The sequence below is a fragment of the Lysinibacillus sp. GW247-5R2A genome (genome assembly GCF_059424475.1).
This window is the reverse complement of the sequence record NZ_JBWKZL010000006.1, coordinates 176,515-193,949: the sequence shown is the minus strand read 5'-3', so window position 1 is coordinate 193,949 and position 17,435 is coordinate 176,515. Positions and strand designations below refer to the sequence as shown.

The window sequence follows — 17,435 nt, the reverse complement described above, 5'->3', positions numbered from 1 at the left end:
TTTTTAATGTGTTGATGTTTTAGATCGATAAAAGATACAACTACACAATACTAGGACAGCTATAATTGCAAACATGGCATCCATATAGTGCGTTAATAGCCAACCTCCTATAATGGGTCCGATAAAGCCCCCTAAATTTTTAAACTGCGCAGCGCCAAGGTAGGTCGCTTTTTGAGTGTCAGGCGCAATTTCATCAATCATGACATTCATTGTAGGGAAGGCAAAGATTTCTCCAATCGTAAAAATAATCATGGCGATGATATAGAGCGTATAGTTGTCGGAGAGCCCGAACATGAATAGGCCGATCGCAAAAAATAGAATACCGATTAATAAAGTGGCGGATGATGAGAATCGTTCAGACACAATACTAATAGGTAATTGTAATAATAAGACGACCGCTGCATTAAGTGAAATCAATAGGGAATACAGTTTTGTTCCATTTTCAACAGTTAATTCAATGAATTGTGGCAAGGTCGAATCAAATTGAGAGTACCCGATATTGATAAGGATCGCCCCAAAAATAAAGCTAAGTAACACACGATTTGTTAAAAGGATTGTAAAGGTGTGCAAAATTTTTGTTTGCGTAACAGCTTTTTGTTGTTGCATTTGATAACGATTTAACACGAAAAATAAAAATATGGCGTAAATAATATACATAATACCGGTTAGCATAAAAGGGATACTTGGACTTGCTAACTGCGAGATATAGACACCTATTATTGGGCCAATGACTGCGGCAATATTAATGGCCGTGTACCGTAATGAAAAAAGCCTTTTCCGTTTATCAGCAGGTGTAAAATCAATCATTAATGCCTGAGTAGAAGGTTCAAAAAATGAGCGACACAGACCGTTCAAGGCGTTGAATAGAATAAATAACCAAACTGTATGGACAGTGGCAAAGCCAAAGAATACGAGGCTCCATACAATGATCGTTAATAAAATGACACTTTTCCTACCGAAACGATCCGTTAAATATCCACCAAAAAACCCCCCAACTGTAGATATAAGGGGTGCAATCCCAATCGTCAATCCAATTTGTAAAGGAGAGGCTTCAATTTCATTATGTAAATAAATAGCTAAAAAAGGCATCGCCATAAAGCTTGCAATACGTGTGAAAACTGTTCCACCTAAAATAATCCAAACTAATGGATGAAACAAATTTGACAATTTCATATAAAATCCTCCTCTCAACAATTTAGAATGTTTCGAGTTTAACGGATTGTTAAGCAACTGTAAATAGTCAAAATACTCTCGAGAGATACGTTTCAGTAACGTTAAACGAGAAATGACTGAACGAGCTTCATTTTATTTAAAGGAGCAAGATGAGCTTTTCATTTATTTTCTTATTCCAACTGCCAATGAAACAGCAAAATAATGATTGTCTTCGATTGATCCAAGAAGATCAGCAATATCTAATAATCTTCTAACAACAAAAAAAGAATGACCCCGACGAAAGGTCATTCTTTTCCATACATAATGCTTTACGCATTCTACGTAAAACTAAGACGTCAATTTTACTTTTTTCTTCGTCGTTGTCCATCTGCCTCGACTTGGACTCGTCACCAAATCGTTAAAGGCTAACACGTTCAAATCTCTTTGAACGGTGCGAGGAGTGATACTAAACTCTTCGACTAAATCCTGTGTAGACACGGTTCCTTTGTCTAAAATAAACATGTACACGTCTTTAATACGATTAAGCATTCGATCAGTAGTTGGTTTCATTAAATGAACCACTCCTTCATCTTAATTCTCTTGGCAAAGACTAGCGGACGACAATATGTGCGGAGTGCACTTAGGCTATTAAGTAGCTGCCTTAGACATCCCCTTTTCTAATTTTTATAGTCAGAAGAATTATTCTGATAACTTCATTATATAGAAAAACTACATGATTTTCTAGTGAATGCAATAGAAATTTACAATAGAAACATAAAATTTTCACTGTATTTTGTGGGAATACCTGAAAAACATGCTATATGTGGTAGTGTCAGTAGAAGTTACTGAAAATAGTTGTCAGAAAGAAGATTGTCATATATGTTGTAAGGTGTAGAATAATGTTAATACTTGAAGGAGGTACATGGTATGAATTGGTTACAGGCTGCAAAAGAAAGGCAAGATGAATTAGTACAAGAGTTACAGGAGCTTGTGCAAATTAATAGTATTCTTGATGAGGATACGAAAACTACTGAGATACCTTTTGGTAATGGTCCACTTCAAGCGCTTGAATGGTTACTAGCAAAGGGCCAAAAAGAAGGGTTATTAACGAAAAATGTTGATAACTATGCTGGACATATCGAAATGGGTGCAGGTGAAGATTTATTAGGAATTTTATGTCATGTTGATGTGGTTCCAATTGGAGATGAAGCTGATTGGACATACCCACCATTTAGCGGCACTGTAGCTGATGGTAAGCTGTATGCACGTGGTGCAATTGATGATAAAGGCCCTACAGTTGCGGCATGGATGGCCATGAAACTTGTCAAAGATGCAGGTATTCAATTAGATAAAAGAGTGCGAATGATCGTTGGTACGGATGAAGAAACAGGGTTCCGCTGTGTCGACCACTATTTCAAACAGGAGGAAATGCCGTCAATCGGTTTTGCACCCGATGCAGATTTCCCGCTCATTAATGCTGAGAAAGGCATTGCTGAGCTTGTGTTCTCTCAAAATAAAGTAGGTGATGCTACGAAAGAACAACTACTACTATTTAATGCAGGAAAGCGCCCAAATATGGTACCAGATTTGGCCAAAGCAACAGTTCAGCATGCATCAGCGCAATTCGAACAGAATTTTCAAACATTTTTAAACAAAAATCAGCTAGATGGCTCTTTATTAATGGAGGACTCTCGCTATATAATAACTATCAAAGGTAAAGCAGCCCATGCAATGGAACCAGAAAAAGGTGTCAATGCAGCTGTTTATCTTGCTGCGTTTTTACAACAAGAGTTGACGACTGAGTCAAGTAAACAATTTGTCGACTTTATCGCAGATGTTTTTTATCAGGATCATTATGGCCATCAGCTTGAATTACAATTTGAAGACGCCATGTCTGGTCATACAACGTTAAATCCAGGCATTGTTAGCTATGATGTTAGTAAAGGTGGCAGTTTAGTAATTAGTATGCGCTATTCTGTGTCCTATCCATTCGATGAAAAAATTACAGAGGCTCAACGTTTAGTTGTAAAAAGAGGATTTTCATTAGATATTCAAGACGACTCCAAGCCTCATTATGTTAGCGAAGATGACCCATTTATCCAAACATTAGCGTCCATTTATAGACGTCAATCAGGTGATACAGAAACACCGCTATTATCTACAGGTGGTGGGACGTATGCACGTGTGCTGAAAAAGGGCGTGGCATTTGGCATGTTATTCCCTGGGGAGCAGGATGTGGCGCATCGAGCGGATGAGTTTGTAGTGGTTGAAAATCTTGTAAAAGCAGCGGCTATTTATGCGGAAGCAATTGTTGAGCTTGCGGGAAAAAAATAACATAAAGACGAAAAGGATGAACGGAAAATGGCATATTCATTATGGAATGATCAAATTGTTGAAGAAGGATCTATTGCAATCTCACCAGAAGACAGAGGTTATCAGTTCGGTGACGGTATTTATGAAGTAATCAAAGTATATAACGGAAATATGTTTACAGCACAAGAGCACATTGATCGTTTCTATGCGAGCGCCGAAAAAATTCGCCTTGTTATTCCTTATACAAAAGACGTTTTACACAAATTACTACATGAGTTAATTGAAAAGAATAATTTGGAAACAGGACATATTTATTTTCAAATCACTCGTGGAGCTAATTCCCGTAATCACGTTTTCCCGGATGCAAGTATTCCAGCTATATTAACTGGTAATGTAAAAGCGGGTGAACGTGCATATGAAAATTTTGAAAAAGGTGTTAAAGCTACTTTTGTTGAGGATATTCGTTGGTTACGTTGTGACATTAAATCTTTAAACCTGCTTGGTGCAGTTTTAGCAAAACAAGAAGCTGCTGAAAAAGGTTGCTATGAAGCGATCTTACATCGCGGAGATATCGTGACAGAATGCTCTTCAGCAAATGTTTATGGCATTAAAGATGGTAAACTTTATACACATCCAGCTAATAATTTCATCTTAAACGGTATTACTCGTCAAGTCATTTTAAAATGTGCGGAAGAAATTAATTTACCAGTGATCGAAGAGCCGATGACGAAAGCAGACTTACTAACAATGGATGAAATCATTGTGTCGTCTGTATCTTCTGAGGTTACGCCAGTCATTGATGTGGACGGCAACCAAATTGGTGCTGGCGTTCCAGGTGAATGGACTCGTCAATTACAGCAAACATTTGAAGCGAAATTACCACTTTCAATCAATACAAAATAAAAGAACCGTGTAGGGAACTATCTGTATGGATAGTTCTCTTTATTTATGGTGTAATGTTGGGTCTCGTCATGTAAAATGAAAAGGATAGTAGCATAATCTTACAGATTGAAATTTGTAGAACAAATGTCGATGTAATGAATACATAAGAATGCATAAACCCTTTTATCTCTTAAGCAATCGAGAAAAGAGAGAACTAACGAGATGGTAAGGAAGATTGGAGTGACCTTTACATGGCACAATTAGTGAAAATACAAGATTATATTTCTCGCTATCAAATTGACTTAGCAAGATATCCTACACAATTTGTACGCTTGAAGAAAAGCCAATGGGATCGCATTAAGCGTCAATGGGAATTGGGAGAAGATATAAGCGAATGGCAACATATTGATAATGAGACAGAAGCGGATACTTTCGAGGAGAAAGAGCGATTTTCCTTTATTAAAAAAATATTTACAGGACGACAAAAAGAAGCAGCAGAAGACGTTGAAGATATAGAAATATCAAACGAGCTCATAAGCAGTGAGGATACCATTCCAGAAGAAGAAACAACACTAACATTTGAACCTAAGATTGTGTATGCTCCGCAATCCATCCATGAATTGAAGCGCATGTTTATTGATCAATTTTTCCATTTCCAAATGAAATGGGCCAGTTCAACATTACGTGAAAAATCATATGTAGATCCTCGCTTCATGCGTGACTCGTTACTACGTACTTTATTACAAACATTACCAGATAATTTCTTGTTGTTTTATTACCCTATTCTACAAATAAGAAAAGCACCGATTGAGCTTGATGTTGTGTTAATGTCTCCGACGGAGTGTATTTGTATTACCGTTTTGGAAGCGGATAATCAAGCTGTATATGTTGGTGGAAGTGATCGCTTTTGGATGAAAAAAGTGGGGACAAAGGACTCTAAAGTTCTGAATCCAACGATAAACTTAGCCCGTATGGAGTCGGTACTATCCCAATTGTTTAAAGAAGAGAATATAGATATGCCTATTCGAAAAGTGGTATTAACTCGAAATGGTTATTTTGATTATCCGGGATCACCGTATGGGATTCGTTTTGTGGATCGTCGAAATTACGGAGAGTGGATGGAGCATTTGCGAAAGGCATCCTCTCCAATGAAGCATATGCAAATACGTGCAGCTCAAGCGATTCTAAATACTGTACAAACTACTTCGTTTAATAGAGATATTTGGCAGCAAGCTTCACAAACAACAGAGGATTGAGTATGCAAATTCTATTTATTGTCAATGAAGCTGCAGGGAATGGTAAAGGGAAGAAAGTATGGTCTCAACTTCGAAAGCAGCTAACAATAGGTTATGAAGTGGCTTTTACGGAATATGAAGGACATGGACGAGAACTTGCCAAACAATGGGCTCGACAACAGCAGGATCAAAAATTACTAATAGTTGTTGGTGGAGATGGTACCATCCATGAGGTGTTTAGTGGTGTTGTACATAATGAATTGTTAGTGCTTGGTGTGGTTCGTGCAGGCTCTGGTAATGATTTTGCGCGTTCGTTTCCCACATTTTACAATGCTCAGGAAATCGAGGACTATGTATTGAATGCTTCCACGGCCTATACAAAAATAGATGCGGGAAGTATTCAGCTCAGCAATAGATGGGATGGAAACTTTGTCAACAATGCTGGCATAGGGTTTGATGCTTATGTCACAAAATCGATTAATACATCTCGCCTTAAATTTTACCTCAATAAAATAGGATTGGGTAAGCTGTCGTATGCTATTGCTGTCATTAGAGGCTTATTTAGCTTTGAATGTTTTAACGTCACGATACGTTCTGATCAACAAGAGTGGCAATTCCAACGAGCATGGTTTGTCGCCATGTGCAATCAGCCCTATTTTGGCGGAGGGATGAAAATATCACCAGCTGCAAAAGCGGATGATGGTCGAGTCGATATGACAATCGTCCATGATATTTCCCGTCTGAAATTATTACTTATTTTTGCGACTGTTTTTTTTGAAAAGCATACGAAATTTAAAGAAATCACATTTTTACAAGGACAACATTTCGATATTATCGTGAATGATCACAAGGTTGATTGTCATATGGATGGTAATTATAGTGGAAGTGTCCATCAGGGTTCTACCATTCACTGTACAGTGCAACAGAATGCATGGAACATTATGACAAAGAATTCTTAAATAATATCATTGCGCAATAATTTTATGCGAATGTAAGAGGAATACGTTATACTATAAAAAAATCAATAATTTTATAAGAAAGAAATGAGGAACAACAGTGAGATTAAGAAATAAGCCTTGGGCAGAGGAAATGATTACAAATCATCCAGAGGTAATCGTTCCGAATCCTGAAGACTTTAAAGGGAATTGGCAGGCTGTTTTCGGAAATGACAACCCAATTCATATAGAAGTTGGTACTGGAAAGGGACAATTTGTTACGGGAATGGCTTTACAAAACCCAGATATTAATTATATTGGCATTGAGCTTTATGATAGTGTAATCGTTTGTGCATTAGAGAAAATTCTAGAAGCAAAATCTCCAGCCAATTTACGTTTGCTTAAAGTAAATGGTGCGGATTTAAATAAATTCTTTAACAAAAATGATGTAGCACGTGTATATTTGAATTTCTCAGATCCTTGGCCAAAAACACGTCATGCCAAAAGACGTTTGACGCATGAGGGTTTTTTGAAATTATATGAGTCGATTTTGGTGGATAATGGGGAAATCCATTTTAAAACGGATAACCGTGGTTTGTTTGAATTTTCGTTAATCAGTATATCTGAATATGGTATGTTACTAAAGTATGTATCACTCAACCTACATGCAAACATGCCTGAGGATAATGTGATGACTGAATATGAGCAGAAATTTTCTGCAAAAGGACAACCGATTTATCGCTTAGAGTCGCAATTTATCACTAAATTGTAGGGGGAATATGGATGGATCAGTTACAGTTTCACAATATGTCATTATCATGGCTTAACGGGGGTGTTACGTGCCTAGATGGTGGTGCGATGTTTGGAGTTGTACCGAAACCACTTTGGTCACGTAAATATCCAGTCAATGAAAAAAACCAAATTGAATTACCAACAGAACCAATTCTTATTCAATATGAGGGCAAAAACTATCTGATTGATACGGGTGTTGGCTTTAACAAATTAAATGAAAAACAGCTAAGAAACTTTGGGGTAACAGAGGAATCTTCGTTAGCGGATAGTTTACAAGAGCTTGGCTTAACGACAGCAGATATTGATGCAGTGCTAATGACACATTTACATTTTGATCATGCGGGTGGCTTAACTCAGTGGCAGGATGATGTGCTTGTGCCTACTTTCCCAAATGCTAAAATTTTTGTAACAAAAATTGAATGGGATGAGATGCGTAACCCAAATATTCGCTCAAAAAATACGTACTGGAAAGAAAATTGGGAGCCTGTGCAGCACTTAGTTGAAACCTATGAAGATATGTTGGAAGTAGTACCAGGAATCGAGATGATTCATACAGGTGGTCATAGTGAAGGACATGCTGTTATTAAACTTACTCAACAAGGTGAAGTACTTTTGCATATGGCAGACATTATGCCTACTCATGCTCATCAAAATCCATTATGGGTTTTAGCTTATGATGACTACCCAATGACAAGTGTTTTTGCCAAAGAGCGTCTTATGAAAGAAGCTCTTGCCAATAACTATGGCTTTATTTTCTACCATGATGCCTATTACCGTATGATTAAATGGGATGAAACGGGGAAAGAAATCAAAGCTAAGCTCGAGCGTAGTAGACAAGCTGTAATTACATTCTAACCATGACGAGGTAGTTGACATGTAAAATGTCGATACCTCGCTTTTTTGTTCGTGATGATGATGGAAAATATGATACACTAAACACGAAACTAAAATATAAAAGAGAGTTGATATAAACATGGCAACTGAACAACCATTTTTACCAGTTTTACTAGGATCAGATATGAATGCATATGGGATGGCCCGTGCATTTTATGAAGCATATGGAATTAAACCACTTGTCTTAGGACGTTCGCATTTAACAGCTACTCAAGATAGCCATATCTTACAATTTCAAGAAATCGACCGTTTGAATGAACAGGATGTATTTGCTCCTGCCCTTGCACAAGTTGCAAAGCAATATGCGGATAAAAAACTATTGCTCTTAGCGTGTGGTGACGATTATGCCAAGCTTATTATTAAAAATAAGCCAGCGCTACAGGAGCATTTCACAGTACCTTACATCGATGAGTCTCTAATGGATGAAATTTTACTCAAAGAAAATTTCTACAAGATGTGTGATAAATACGATTTTAAATATCCAGGGACAACGACTGTAACAGCAGATAATTATGACAATTTTACACCTCCGTTTGAGTATCCCATTATTTTAAAGGCATCAAATTCTGTTGAATACTGGGCATGTAAATTCCCAGGGAAGAAAAAAGTTTTTGTTGCGCATGATGAGGCAGAAAAAATAGCTATTTTAAAAGCGATTTATAGCTCAAGCTATCAAGATACAATGATTATTCAAGAATTTATCCCTGGTGATGATTCATATATGCGTGTGCTTAACGCTTATGTGGGCAAAGATGGGAAAGTGAAGCTGATGTGTCTAGGAAATCCTATTCTAGAAGAGCATTCACCTGAAGGTATCGGAAGTTATGCCGCAATCGTAACAACATATGATAAGGAATTAATGGATCAAGTACGTTTCTTCTTAGAGGACATCGGCTATACAGGCTTTGCCAATTTCGATATGAAATATGATATTCGTGATAAGCAGTACAAGCTGTTTGAAATTAATTTACGTAATGGACGTTCCAGCTATTATGTTACGGCAAGTGGCCATAATTTAATGAAATACGTTGCTGATGATCATATGTTAGACATCGAGCAAGAAGTTACTTATGTGGAGGATAAACATCTGTGGATGGTTATTCCAAAAGGTGTATTATTCAAATATGCATCGAACGAAAAGCTTAAATTAGAGGCGAAAAAATTAATTAGTGAAGGTAAATACACAAACTCCCTTTACTATAATGAAGATATGAATACAAAGCGTTGGGTGAAGCTAACACTCAATAACTTAAATTATTATCGCAAGTATAAAAAATACTTTAATAATAAAGGTTTATCAGAATAATAAAGAGAAGCCATCTCAATAAAAATGAGATGGCTTCTTTTGCTTATTTTAGGGCTAAACCTCTGTTAATTCCACTACAACGCCCGAGCGTGCATCAGCTGCAAATTCAAATGTTTGCATGTCACCCTCATGCATGCGGGAGATGCCTCCACGGTAGACAGGAATTGTAATGATACCATTTGTAAAATCTTCTGTTTTCATAAAAATCCAGGAACCGTCAATCGGTGCATCCTTTTTAAATTCTTTTTTTATGTTTTCAAGTACTTGTCCTGCAGGTACGAACGGAGAAACTTTTTCACTAGCTTCTTTAATAATGACTGCGGCAGCTAAGCCAGTTGCAACACCAATTAAAAAATCACGTAATTTCATACATCTTCCTCCTTTTTCTGTACCTATATTTTAGCATAGCCTATAGAGTGAATGCACGTTCACATGATAACCGTTTTAGGAAATGTATCAATATTTCGAATTCGGAAATAAATATGTTACAATAGGCGAGGAAGAATATTCTACTTCGTGGGGAGAGAGTCAACATGAATGAGGAAACATTGCAATTATTTAAAACATTAACAGAGCTACCAGGTGCTCCTGGTAATGAGCACGCTGTTCGCGCGTTCATGCGATCTGAGTTGGAAAAGTATTCAGATGAAATCGTTCAAGACAATTTGGGGGGGATTTTTGGTGTAAAGCATAGTGATGTTGCAGATGCACCAGAAATTTTAGTTGCAGGTCATATGGATGAAGTAGCATTTATGGTTACTTCTATTACTGATAATGGCATGATCCGTTTTCAGACGTTAGGTGGCTGGTGGAACCAGGTTATGCTTGCACAACGTGTAGAAGTCTATACGAAAAATGGGGCTATTCCTGGTGTTATCGCGTCTATCCCACCGCATTTATTAACGGATGCAGAACGCTCTAAGCCTATGGAAATAAAAAATATGTTAATCGATATTGGCGCTGACAGCAAGGAAGATGCTGTAGCATTGGGCGTTCGTCCAGGACAATCCATCATTCCTGTTTGTCCATTTACACCAATGGCCAATCCGAAAAAAATTATGGCCAAGGCTTGGGATAACCGCTATGGCTGTGGTTTAGCAATTGAATTAATGAAAGAAGTCAAAAATGATAAGCTTGGGTCTCATTTATATTCAGGTGCAAATGTAATGGAAGAGGTTGGTTTACGTGGTGCTCAAGTGTCAGCAAACATGATAAAACCGGATTTATTCTTTGCATTAGATGCTTCACCAGCAAATGATACATCAGGTAAAAAAGATCAATTTGGACAGCTTGGTAAAGGAACATTACTTCGTATTCTTGACCGTACAATGGTGACACATCGTGGTATGCGAGAATTCATTTTAGATACAGCTGAATCCAACCATATTCCTTACCAATACTTTGTATCACAGGGTGGAACTGACGCTGGACGAGTACATACAGCTAACGACGGTGTACCAAGTGCAGTAATTGGTGTTTGCTCACGTTATATTCACACATCTGCGTCTATCATTCACATTGATGATTATGCTGCTGCAAAAGCATTAATTGTTGAATTAGTGAAAAAAGCAGATCGTTCGACTTTAGAGTCTATTCGCGCTAATGTATAAGAAGTTGGAAAGATGCCTGTAAAAAGGCATCTTTTTCTATGGAAAGAAAGTAGGGGTTTGATGAAAATAGCAATTGGAACAACTAATAAAGCGAAAACTGAAGCAGTTGAAGCTGTAGTTCAAAAATATTTTGAGGATACAACCTTTAGCTATGTGAAAGCTGCCTCAGAAGTATCAGATCAGCCTATGTCGAATGAAGAAACGAGATTAGGTGCGATGAACCGCGCGAAAAATGCCATAATAAAAACCGATGCATCACTATCCTTTGGTTTAGAAGGTGGTGTAACTGAAATAGAAGGTGAAATATATGTATGTAATTGGGGTGCATTAACAGTATCCGATGGGACAACATTTACAGCGGCAGGTGCACAAATTATTTTACCAAAAGAAATTGCCCAGGAAATCAGATCTGGCGGAGAGCTTGGTCCACTCATGGAGCAATATACACAGCGCAGGGATATTCGTCAGGGCACTGGAGCAGTAGGGATTTTTACACAAGGTTTAGTAAGCAGACAAATGATGTTTGAGCATATTGTATCACTATTGGTTGGTCAATATTTGTTCACATTTACCGAAAAATAGTTAAATGGAATTAGTGATGCGCATGCGGAGAGGTTGCATCTTCCTAATAATTTTTTTAAAATAGAAAAAAAGTTAGTTAGTAGTGCAAGAGAAAGGAAGAGAGACATGTCATATAAATGGCTACAAGTTATTGGCCTGACGCTGTTACTTCTGATGCTTTCTGGCTGCAATCAATCGATCGATGAGCAAATTGCCAACGGACTTCAAATCACAGAAACGGTTTTTGCAGAAGAGCCTGAAGAACATACCGAGGAAATTGGGAATATTAATTTATACTTACCTTCAAATTTTAAAGTTGAAGATAGTTCAGATGCTTACAATATTGTTATTTCAAAAGGAAAAGAAAGCTATATCCTCTTCATTAACGATAAAGAAGCACAAGATAGTAAACTTTACTATCATCTTTTAAAAGACAATGAAGCTGATAAAATCATTGAGGAGACTACTTATGATAAAGATGGTCGCTTTGGCTTTACAGCTATACTAAAAACAGATGATGAGAATGAAATGGAGCTCATTGTGAGTAGTGGTGGCGTGAAAATGACCACGATTTCTCCAGCCAAACATATAGAAGATAATTTGCGTGAGATGACGAAAATCGTTCATTCGGTTAAGATGAAGTAAATAAACAAGATTGAACAAGACGGTTCACAAACATGTGAGCCGTTTCATTTTGAAGATAGGATGTGAGAAAATATGAAGCAATTGAAATCAGAGCAGCTTGTAGAGCTATTAAGAAAACGATTAAACGAAGAGAAATACGATTTTCATTTCGATAAAAAGCACGATAAATTAAGATTGAATCATAAGACGATTGAAAAAGGTATGGAGCTCTCGCTACCTGGGATTTTAGCCAAATACAATGATAAGCAAGAAGCAGCTATTGATGAGGTTGTGTATACGATTACGCAAACTTTTAATGCGATGGAACAAGAAAAAGAACAGGGTTTCCAAACGGCTACACAAATTTATCCTGTTATTCGTGCGACATCCTATCCTCAAGCATCAAAAGAGGGACATGCGTTTATTACAACAGACCATACAGCGGAAACACGCATCTTTTATGCGCTTGATTTAGGCAAAACCTATCGTTTTATCGATGAATCTATGCTGGAAGCTTTACAATTAAGTGTAGAGCAAATTCGTGAAATGGCACGTTTTTCAGTTAAACAATTACCAACCTCTTATAAAAAGGATGAGGTCGCCAATAATATCTTTTATTTTGTTAATATGAATGATGGTTATGATGCAAGCCGAATTTTAAATGAGAGCTTTTTAAAAGAAATGCGTACGCAAGTGGAGGGGGATATGACATTATCTGTGCCCCATCAAGATGTGCTAATTATAGGTGATATTCGGAATGAAACAGGGTATGATGTATTAGCACAGATGACGATGCATTTTTTTGCAGTCGGTACAGTACCGATCACGTCATTATCTTTTATCTATGAAGACGGGGAATTAGAACCGATCTTTATTTTAGCAAAAAACAGAGTGAAAAAGGAGCAAGAAAAACAATGAACGTATTTTACAACAAAGAGCATGTAGGAGATGTATTACTAGTTCAACTAGCAACGGAGTCTATCGTTAACACAGTAGTAGAGCGTGCTGGGGATATTGCTATATTAAAAGAAGCTCAAACGGGTGAAATTAAAGCTTTTAATTTATTTAATGCGAGCCAATATGTACAAACAGATGCAAAAGGATTAGTTGAGGTTACGCCAGAGTTAGTAGAACAATTAGTAGCAGCAATCGAAAAGAACGGTGCTAACATTAGCCTAGATGTTGATTTCTCTCCGAAATTTGTCGTAGGTTTTGTAGCAACGAAAGAAAAACATCCAAATGCTGATAAATTAAGTATCTGTTCAGTAAACGTTGGAGATGAGACTTTACAAATTGTTTGTGGCGCACCTAACGTAGAAGCAGGGCAAAAGGTAGTAGTTGCAAAGATTGGTGCGGTAATGCCTTCAGGAATGCTTATAAAAGAAGGAAATTTAAGAGGTGTAGATTCATTTGGCATGCTTTGTTCAGCACGTGAGCTAGCTATTCCTAATGCTCCATCTGAAAAAGGAATTTTAGTTTTGCCTGAAGATGCTATCGTAGGTAGTGCATTTGAATCATCGGGTAAATAATAAACTCATTTTTTGATAATAAAATTATTAAAATTCAAAATTTTTATCATGATATTATCCAATGTATCAAGGTGAAATTCCCTAAATCGTTATGTTACTAATATGCTAGTAACATAACGATTTTTTTGTGTAGAATGAGCCTCTAAATGCAAGTTTCGCGAGCGTTTTTATGGTATGCTTTTGATATAGACATTGAGCTATTGATTTGTGCAATACTAGACAATGCTATAAATGAAGTGTAAGAGAAATGAGTGAAACGAAGTGAACTGGTTTAAAAAACAAATAAATAAAATTTTAAATAAAGATGAATATGAATACGAGTATGAAGAATTTTATGAGGACTACGGAGAGGAACAAGTAGAACAGTTACATACTCAGCAAGAGGCACCAATGACTAAGCAAAAAACTTTCCGTTTCCCATTGATTGACGATGATGAGGAAGGCGTTGTATCACAAGCACCCCCAAAAGAAATGTTCAATCAGGTAGAGAATGATGATTATTATGGGCAAATCGAGGATTTATCCTTACCCAAGCATTTAAATCATCATATTGTTGATTCAAGCGTTTATGATGTAGATGTATCAGGGATTCGAGATTTATTAGCGAGTCGTTCAAAACGCACTGGTAGAAAAACAACTGTGAAAAGTCAGCCGGTCGAACAGGAACACCGTTCAAGAGCAAGTTTAGTATTTCGAGATGCACAAGATCGTGAAGAGTCAATTATACCTAAGACAACATCTGCACCAAAAGATAAACCACAGTGGCAAGAACAAAAAGCTCAAAAAGTAGATAGCGATTTTCTTGAAAATCGGAAACGCTTTATCCCAACGGATGTACCTTCACCCGTTTATGGATTTGCAAAACCAAGTCCTATCAATGAATTATTAGATAAAAGAAAAGAAGAACATGAGCTACAAGAAACGGCTAGGACAACCCCTGATGTATGGACAATTCATCAGCCATTAAAAGAAGCGACAACAAATGAGGCTAATGAAAATATACTAGAAGAAAAAGAGCCGCCTAGTACAGGTCATCAAGTTGAAATGGAACAAGAATTCCATGAACCTACTGTCGAACCTATTACATTTGATGCTGATTTGTTGGATGAAGAAAAGGGTGTACCCGACAGTGCGCCAACAAATATCGTGGTGCCACCAACCACACCTCTTGCCATGGCATTTGAAGATCAAGTGAAGGAAGCTGCTATGCAAGATCAAACCTTACAGCAGCTTTCTGCAGATCAGTCTGAGATTCATGTGAAAGAATTGATTGTGGAACAAGTTCAAATTGAAAATTCTACCATTCATATTGGAGAGGTAACTGTCGTACAGCCTTCGAGTAATGAAGAGGACTATCAGATGGGGATGGATGAACAATCATCTGATGCTATGCCAAAGGAAGAAAAAAGTCGTATTCCATTCAATGTCCTCATGTTAAAAACGGATAAAGAAAAATGGCGGATTCAACAACAAATCAAAATGGCGCAGCCTATTCGTGTGGAAAGTAATCCGGAAGCAGTAGAAGATGTGCTGATGGATGTGACGGAAGCTAAAGAAGAGGAACAATCCCTGCCTTCGGTGAGCATAGATACAGATGCTATACAGCTAGTTGAACCACAGCTAGAGGAAGAAAGTGATTCACAATCTGCTTTATTCAGTCAAATTCAAGGAGATGTTGAGTACAATCGGCACGAAAATGAAAGACAAGATCTCATTACAGAAGCCCAATCAGATAATCCAGTAGCGGTTATTACAATGGCTCCTGTAACAACTATGACTCGTGTATCCTCGAATGAAGAAGCAGAGATTGCAAGAATTAGTGCTGATGAAGTTGCTGCAACAACAGAACTAGAATCAGAAATCATTTCAGTAACTGAAGTTCATTCTGAAATTGTAGAGGATTCTCCAGTAAAACCCGTGGAAAATCTAGAACAGGTTTTAGAAGCTGAACTAGAGCTACCAGTTGAGGAAAAAGCAATACCTGTGCACGTTTATCAAAAGCCAACTGACGAATATTTAGAGCTACCAGAGGAAAAAACACAGGATACAGATTGGATGGAGCAACAAGGGGATACATTGGTGGAAGCACTTTCTTATTTCCAGGTTTCTGCCCAAATCGAATCGATTATGCAGGGACCTGCAGTTACTCAATTCGAAATTACTGTGAGTCATGGTACGAAGGTAAGCAAAATCAGAAATTTAGCAGATGATTTAAAGCTTGCTTTAGCAGCAAAGGATATTCGTATTCAAGCACCGATCCCTGGGAAAAGCTCGATTGGTATTGAGATTCCAAACCGCGTATCAAGAGCTGTACGATTATCAGAAGTGACGAATAGTGCATCCTTCCTTGAATCAGATTCGCCATTAGAGGCAGCATTAGGTCTTGATTTAACAGGTAAGCCTGTGACACTGGATTTACGAAAAATGCCTCATGGTTTAATTGCCGGTGCGACGGGCTCAGGTAAATCCGTTTGTATCAATTCTATTTTGGTTAGTTTATTATATAAAGCTGCACCACATGAGTTAAAACTAATGTTGATTGACCCTAAAATGGTGGAATTGGCACCATTTAACCATATCCCACACTTAGTTAGCCCTGTGATCACAGATGTGAAGGCTGCAACTGCAGCTCTTAAATGGGCAGTGGAGGAAATGGAACGTCGATATCAACTGTTTGCGCATGCAGGGGCAAGGGATATTACGCGCTATAATGCAATAGCAGATAAAAATAATGAACATAGTTTGAAATTGCCATATATTTTAATTGTTATTGATGAGTTAGCCGATTTAATGATGATGTCTCCAGCAGATGTAGAGGAGGCAATTTGCCGTATTGCTCAAAAGGCACGTGCATGTGGAATCCATTTAATTGTTGCAACACAAAGACCATCTGTAGACGTTATAACAGGGTTAATTAAATCCAATATTCCTACACGTATTGCCTTTGCAGTATCTTCACAAATTGATTCTCGTACAATTTTGGATGGGCAGGGAGCAGAAAGGTTACTTGGAAGAGGCGATATGCTATATTTAGGTAACGGTATGTCAGCGCCAGTACGTCTCCAAGGTACATTTGTTACAGATGATGAAATTGAAGCGATCATCGAGCATGTTCGTGAACAAGGAGAGCCCGATTATATTTTTGATCAAGAGGAGCTATTGAAGAAAACAGAGGTATCCGCAGAACAGGATGATTTGTTTGAAGATGTTTGCCGTTTTGTTTTTGAACAAGGTGGAGCTTCTACGTCCTTGATTCAACGAAAATATCATATTGGCTATAATCGTGCTGCTCGTTTAATTGATATGTTGGAATCACATGGCTTTATCTCAGAGGCAAGAGGTAGTAAGCCGCGTGAAAGTTTCATTACGGAAGAAGATTTAATTACTATGTTTGAATAAGAATTGTCTTGTTTTCGTCTACATTATCTAATTTACGCCGAAATTAGTTTTTTTAGAAAAGTTACACATCTATCCTTATGCATAAAAAGTGCTATAATAGACAAGATGTGTTGAATAGTACGTATTTTTTAATACTTGTGAAGGTATTAATACCTAATCAATCGTGAAATAATACGTTACACCTAATAGATGATAGATGGGAT

General features: G+C 37.4%; 16 protein-coding genes. 13 read left to right on the top strand and 3 right to left on the bottom strand.

Going from position 1 to position 17,435, the window contains the following annotated elements:
• Positions 1-3 precede the first annotated feature (3 nt).
• Both AC07YC_RS11440 and AC07YC_RS11435 read right to left on the bottom strand, forming a co-directional pair.
• On the bottom strand, positions 4-1,173 hold the full coding sequence (locus tag AC07YC_RS11440) for an MDR family MFS transporter (RefSeq protein ID WP_336635340.1): 1,170 nt from the start codon (positions 1,171-1,173) through the stop codon (positions 4-6).
• Positions 1,174-1,500: 327 nt separating this feature from the next.
• Positions 1,501-1,722: a DeoR family transcriptional regulator gene (locus AC07YC_RS11435; RefSeq protein ID WP_004226074.1), complete on the bottom strand. Its 222-nt coding sequence runs from the start codon at positions 1,720-1,722 to the stop codon at positions 1,501-1,503.
• Positions 1,723-2,079: 357 nt separating this feature from the next.
• On the opposite strand from AC07YC_RS11435, the gene pepV reads away from it, so the two are divergent.
• From pepV to AC07YC_RS11400, 7 genes are all read left to right on the top strand, one after another.
• Positions 2,080-3,486, top strand: a complete 1,407-nt coding sequence (pepV, locus tag AC07YC_RS11430; RefSeq protein WP_494919412.1) for a dipeptidase PepV — start codon at positions 2,080-2,082, stop codon at positions 3,484-3,486.
• Between the two features lie 27 nt (positions 3,487-3,513).
• On the top strand, positions 3,514-4,368 hold the full coding sequence (gene dat / locus AC07YC_RS11425; protein WP_336635342.1) for a D-amino-acid transaminase: 855 nt from the start codon (positions 3,514-3,516) through the stop codon (positions 4,366-4,368).
• Positions 4,369-4,598: 230 nt separating this feature from the next.
• Positions 4,599-5,603 carry a nuclease-related domain-containing protein gene (locus tag AC07YC_RS11420; protein ID WP_336635343.1) on the top strand — a complete coding sequence of 335 codons (1,005 nt, stop codon included), beginning with the start codon at positions 4,599-4,601 and terminating at the stop codon, positions 5,601-5,603.
• A 2-nt stretch (positions 5,604-5,605) separates the two neighbouring features.
• On the top strand, positions 5,606-6,541 hold the full coding sequence (locus tag AC07YC_RS11415; protein ID WP_494919409.1) for a diacylglycerol/lipid kinase family protein: 936 nt from the start codon (positions 5,606-5,608) through the stop codon (positions 6,539-6,541).
• Between the two features lie 97 nt (positions 6,542-6,638).
• Complete coding sequence (gene trmB, locus AC07YC_RS11410) at positions 6,639-7,289, top strand: tRNA (guanosine(46)-N7)-methyltransferase TrmB (protein WP_494919407.1); 651 nt, start codon at positions 6,639-6,641, stop codon at positions 7,287-7,289.
• Positions 7,290-7,300: 11 nt separating this feature from the next.
• A complete protein-coding gene (locus AC07YC_RS11405) occupies positions 7,301-8,164 on the top strand; it encodes a YtnP family quorum-quenching lactonase (protein ID WP_336635345.1) in 864 nt (287 codons plus the stop codon).
• A gap of 118 nt (positions 8,165-8,282) precedes the next feature.
• A complete protein-coding gene (locus AC07YC_RS11400; RefSeq protein ID WP_494919405.1) occupies positions 8,283-9,509 on the top strand; it encodes a carboxylate--amine ligase in 1,227 nt (408 codons plus the stop codon).
• Positions 9,510-9,563: 54 nt separating this feature from the next.
• Here AC07YC_RS11400 and AC07YC_RS11395 read toward each other — a convergent pair whose 3' ends face one another.
• Positions 9,564-9,878 (bottom strand): peptidase M4, encoded by a 315-nt coding sequence (locus AC07YC_RS11395; protein WP_025116981.1) that lies wholly within the window; start codon positions 9,876-9,878, stop codon positions 9,564-9,566.
• A 164-nt stretch (positions 9,879-10,042) separates the two neighbouring features.
• On the opposite strand from AC07YC_RS11395, the gene AC07YC_RS11390 reads away from it, so the two are divergent.
• The 6 genes from AC07YC_RS11390 (at position 10,043) to AC07YC_RS11365 (ending at position 17,232) form a co-directional block, all read left to right on the top strand.
• A complete protein-coding gene (locus AC07YC_RS11390; protein ID WP_494919403.1) occupies positions 10,043-11,119 on the top strand; it encodes a M42 family metallopeptidase in 1,077 nt (358 codons plus the stop codon).
• A 60-nt stretch (positions 11,120-11,179) separates the two neighbouring features.
• Positions 11,180-11,701, top strand: a complete 522-nt coding sequence (locus tag AC07YC_RS11385) for a DUF84 family protein (protein WP_336635348.1) — start codon at positions 11,180-11,182, stop codon at positions 11,699-11,701.
• 105 nt (positions 11,702-11,806) lie between these two features.
• Entirely contained in the window at positions 11,807-12,325 is a 519-nt protein-coding gene (locus AC07YC_RS11380; RefSeq protein ID WP_336635349.1) for a hypothetical protein, read from the top strand.
• Positions 12,326-12,397: 72 nt separating this feature from the next.
• Positions 12,398-13,222, top strand: coding sequence for a DUF1444 domain-containing protein (locus AC07YC_RS11375; RefSeq protein WP_036149456.1), 825 nt, complete (start codon positions 12,398-12,400; stop codon positions 13,220-13,222).
• The gene (ytpR, locus tag AC07YC_RS11370; RefSeq protein ID WP_336635350.1) at positions 13,219-13,833 is read left to right on the top strand and encodes a YtpR family tRNA-binding protein; all 615 of its coding nucleotides are present in this window, start codon (positions 13,219-13,221) and stop codon (positions 13,831-13,833) included. Before AC07YC_RS11375 ends, ytpR begins: the two co-directional genes overlap by 4 nt.
• A gap of 261 nt (positions 13,834-14,094) precedes the next feature.
• Positions 14,095-17,232: a DNA translocase FtsK gene (locus tag AC07YC_RS11365; protein ID WP_336635351.1), complete on the top strand. Its 3,138-nt coding sequence runs from the start codon at positions 14,095-14,097 to the stop codon at positions 17,230-17,232.
• Positions 17,233-17,435: the final 203 nt, after the last annotated feature.

Coding starts and splice junctions, on each gene's coding strand:
- AC07YC_RS11440 (WP_336635340.1), bottom strand. CDS start 1,173: ATGAAATTGTCAAATTTGTTTCATCCATTAGTTTGGATTATTTTAGGT.
- AC07YC_RS11435 (WP_004226074.1), bottom strand. CDS start 1,722: ATGAAACCAACTACTGATCGAATGCTTAATCGTATTAAAGACGTGTAC.
- pepV (WP_494919412.1), top strand. CDS start 2,080: ATGAATTGGTTACAGGCTGCAAAAGAAAGGCAAGATGAATTAGTACAA.
- dat (WP_336635342.1), top strand. CDS start 3,514: ATGGCATATTCATTATGGAATGATCAAATTGTTGAAGAAGGATCTATT.
- AC07YC_RS11420 (WP_336635343.1), top strand. CDS start 4,599: ATGGCACAATTAGTGAAAATACAAGATTATATTTCTCGCTATCAAATT.
- AC07YC_RS11415 (WP_494919409.1), top strand. CDS start 5,606: ATGCAAATTCTATTTATTGTCAATGAAGCTGCAGGGAATGGTAAAGGG.
- AC07YC_RS11405 (WP_336635345.1), top strand. CDS start 7,301: ATGGATCAGTTACAGTTTCACAATATGTCATTATCATGGCTTAACGGG.
- AC07YC_RS11400 (WP_494919405.1), top strand. CDS start 8,283: ATGGCAACTGAACAACCATTTTTACCAGTTTTACTAGGATCAGATATG.
- AC07YC_RS11395 (WP_025116981.1), bottom strand. CDS start 9,878: ATGAAATTACGTGATTTTTTAATTGGTGTTGCAACTGGCTTAGCTGCC.
- AC07YC_RS11390 (WP_494919403.1), top strand. CDS start 10,043: ATGAATGAGGAAACATTGCAATTATTTAAAACATTAACAGAGCTACCA.
- AC07YC_RS11385 (WP_336635348.1), top strand. CDS start 11,180: ATGAAAATAGCAATTGGAACAACTAATAAAGCGAAAACTGAAGCAGTT.
- AC07YC_RS11380 (WP_336635349.1), top strand. CDS start 11,807: ATGTCATATAAATGGCTACAAGTTATTGGCCTGACGCTGTTACTTCTG.
- AC07YC_RS11375 (WP_036149456.1), top strand. CDS start 12,398: ATGAAGCAATTGAAATCAGAGCAGCTTGTAGAGCTATTAAGAAAACGA.
- ytpR (WP_336635350.1), top strand. CDS start 13,219: ATGAACGTATTTTACAACAAAGAGCATGTAGGAGATGTATTACTAGTT.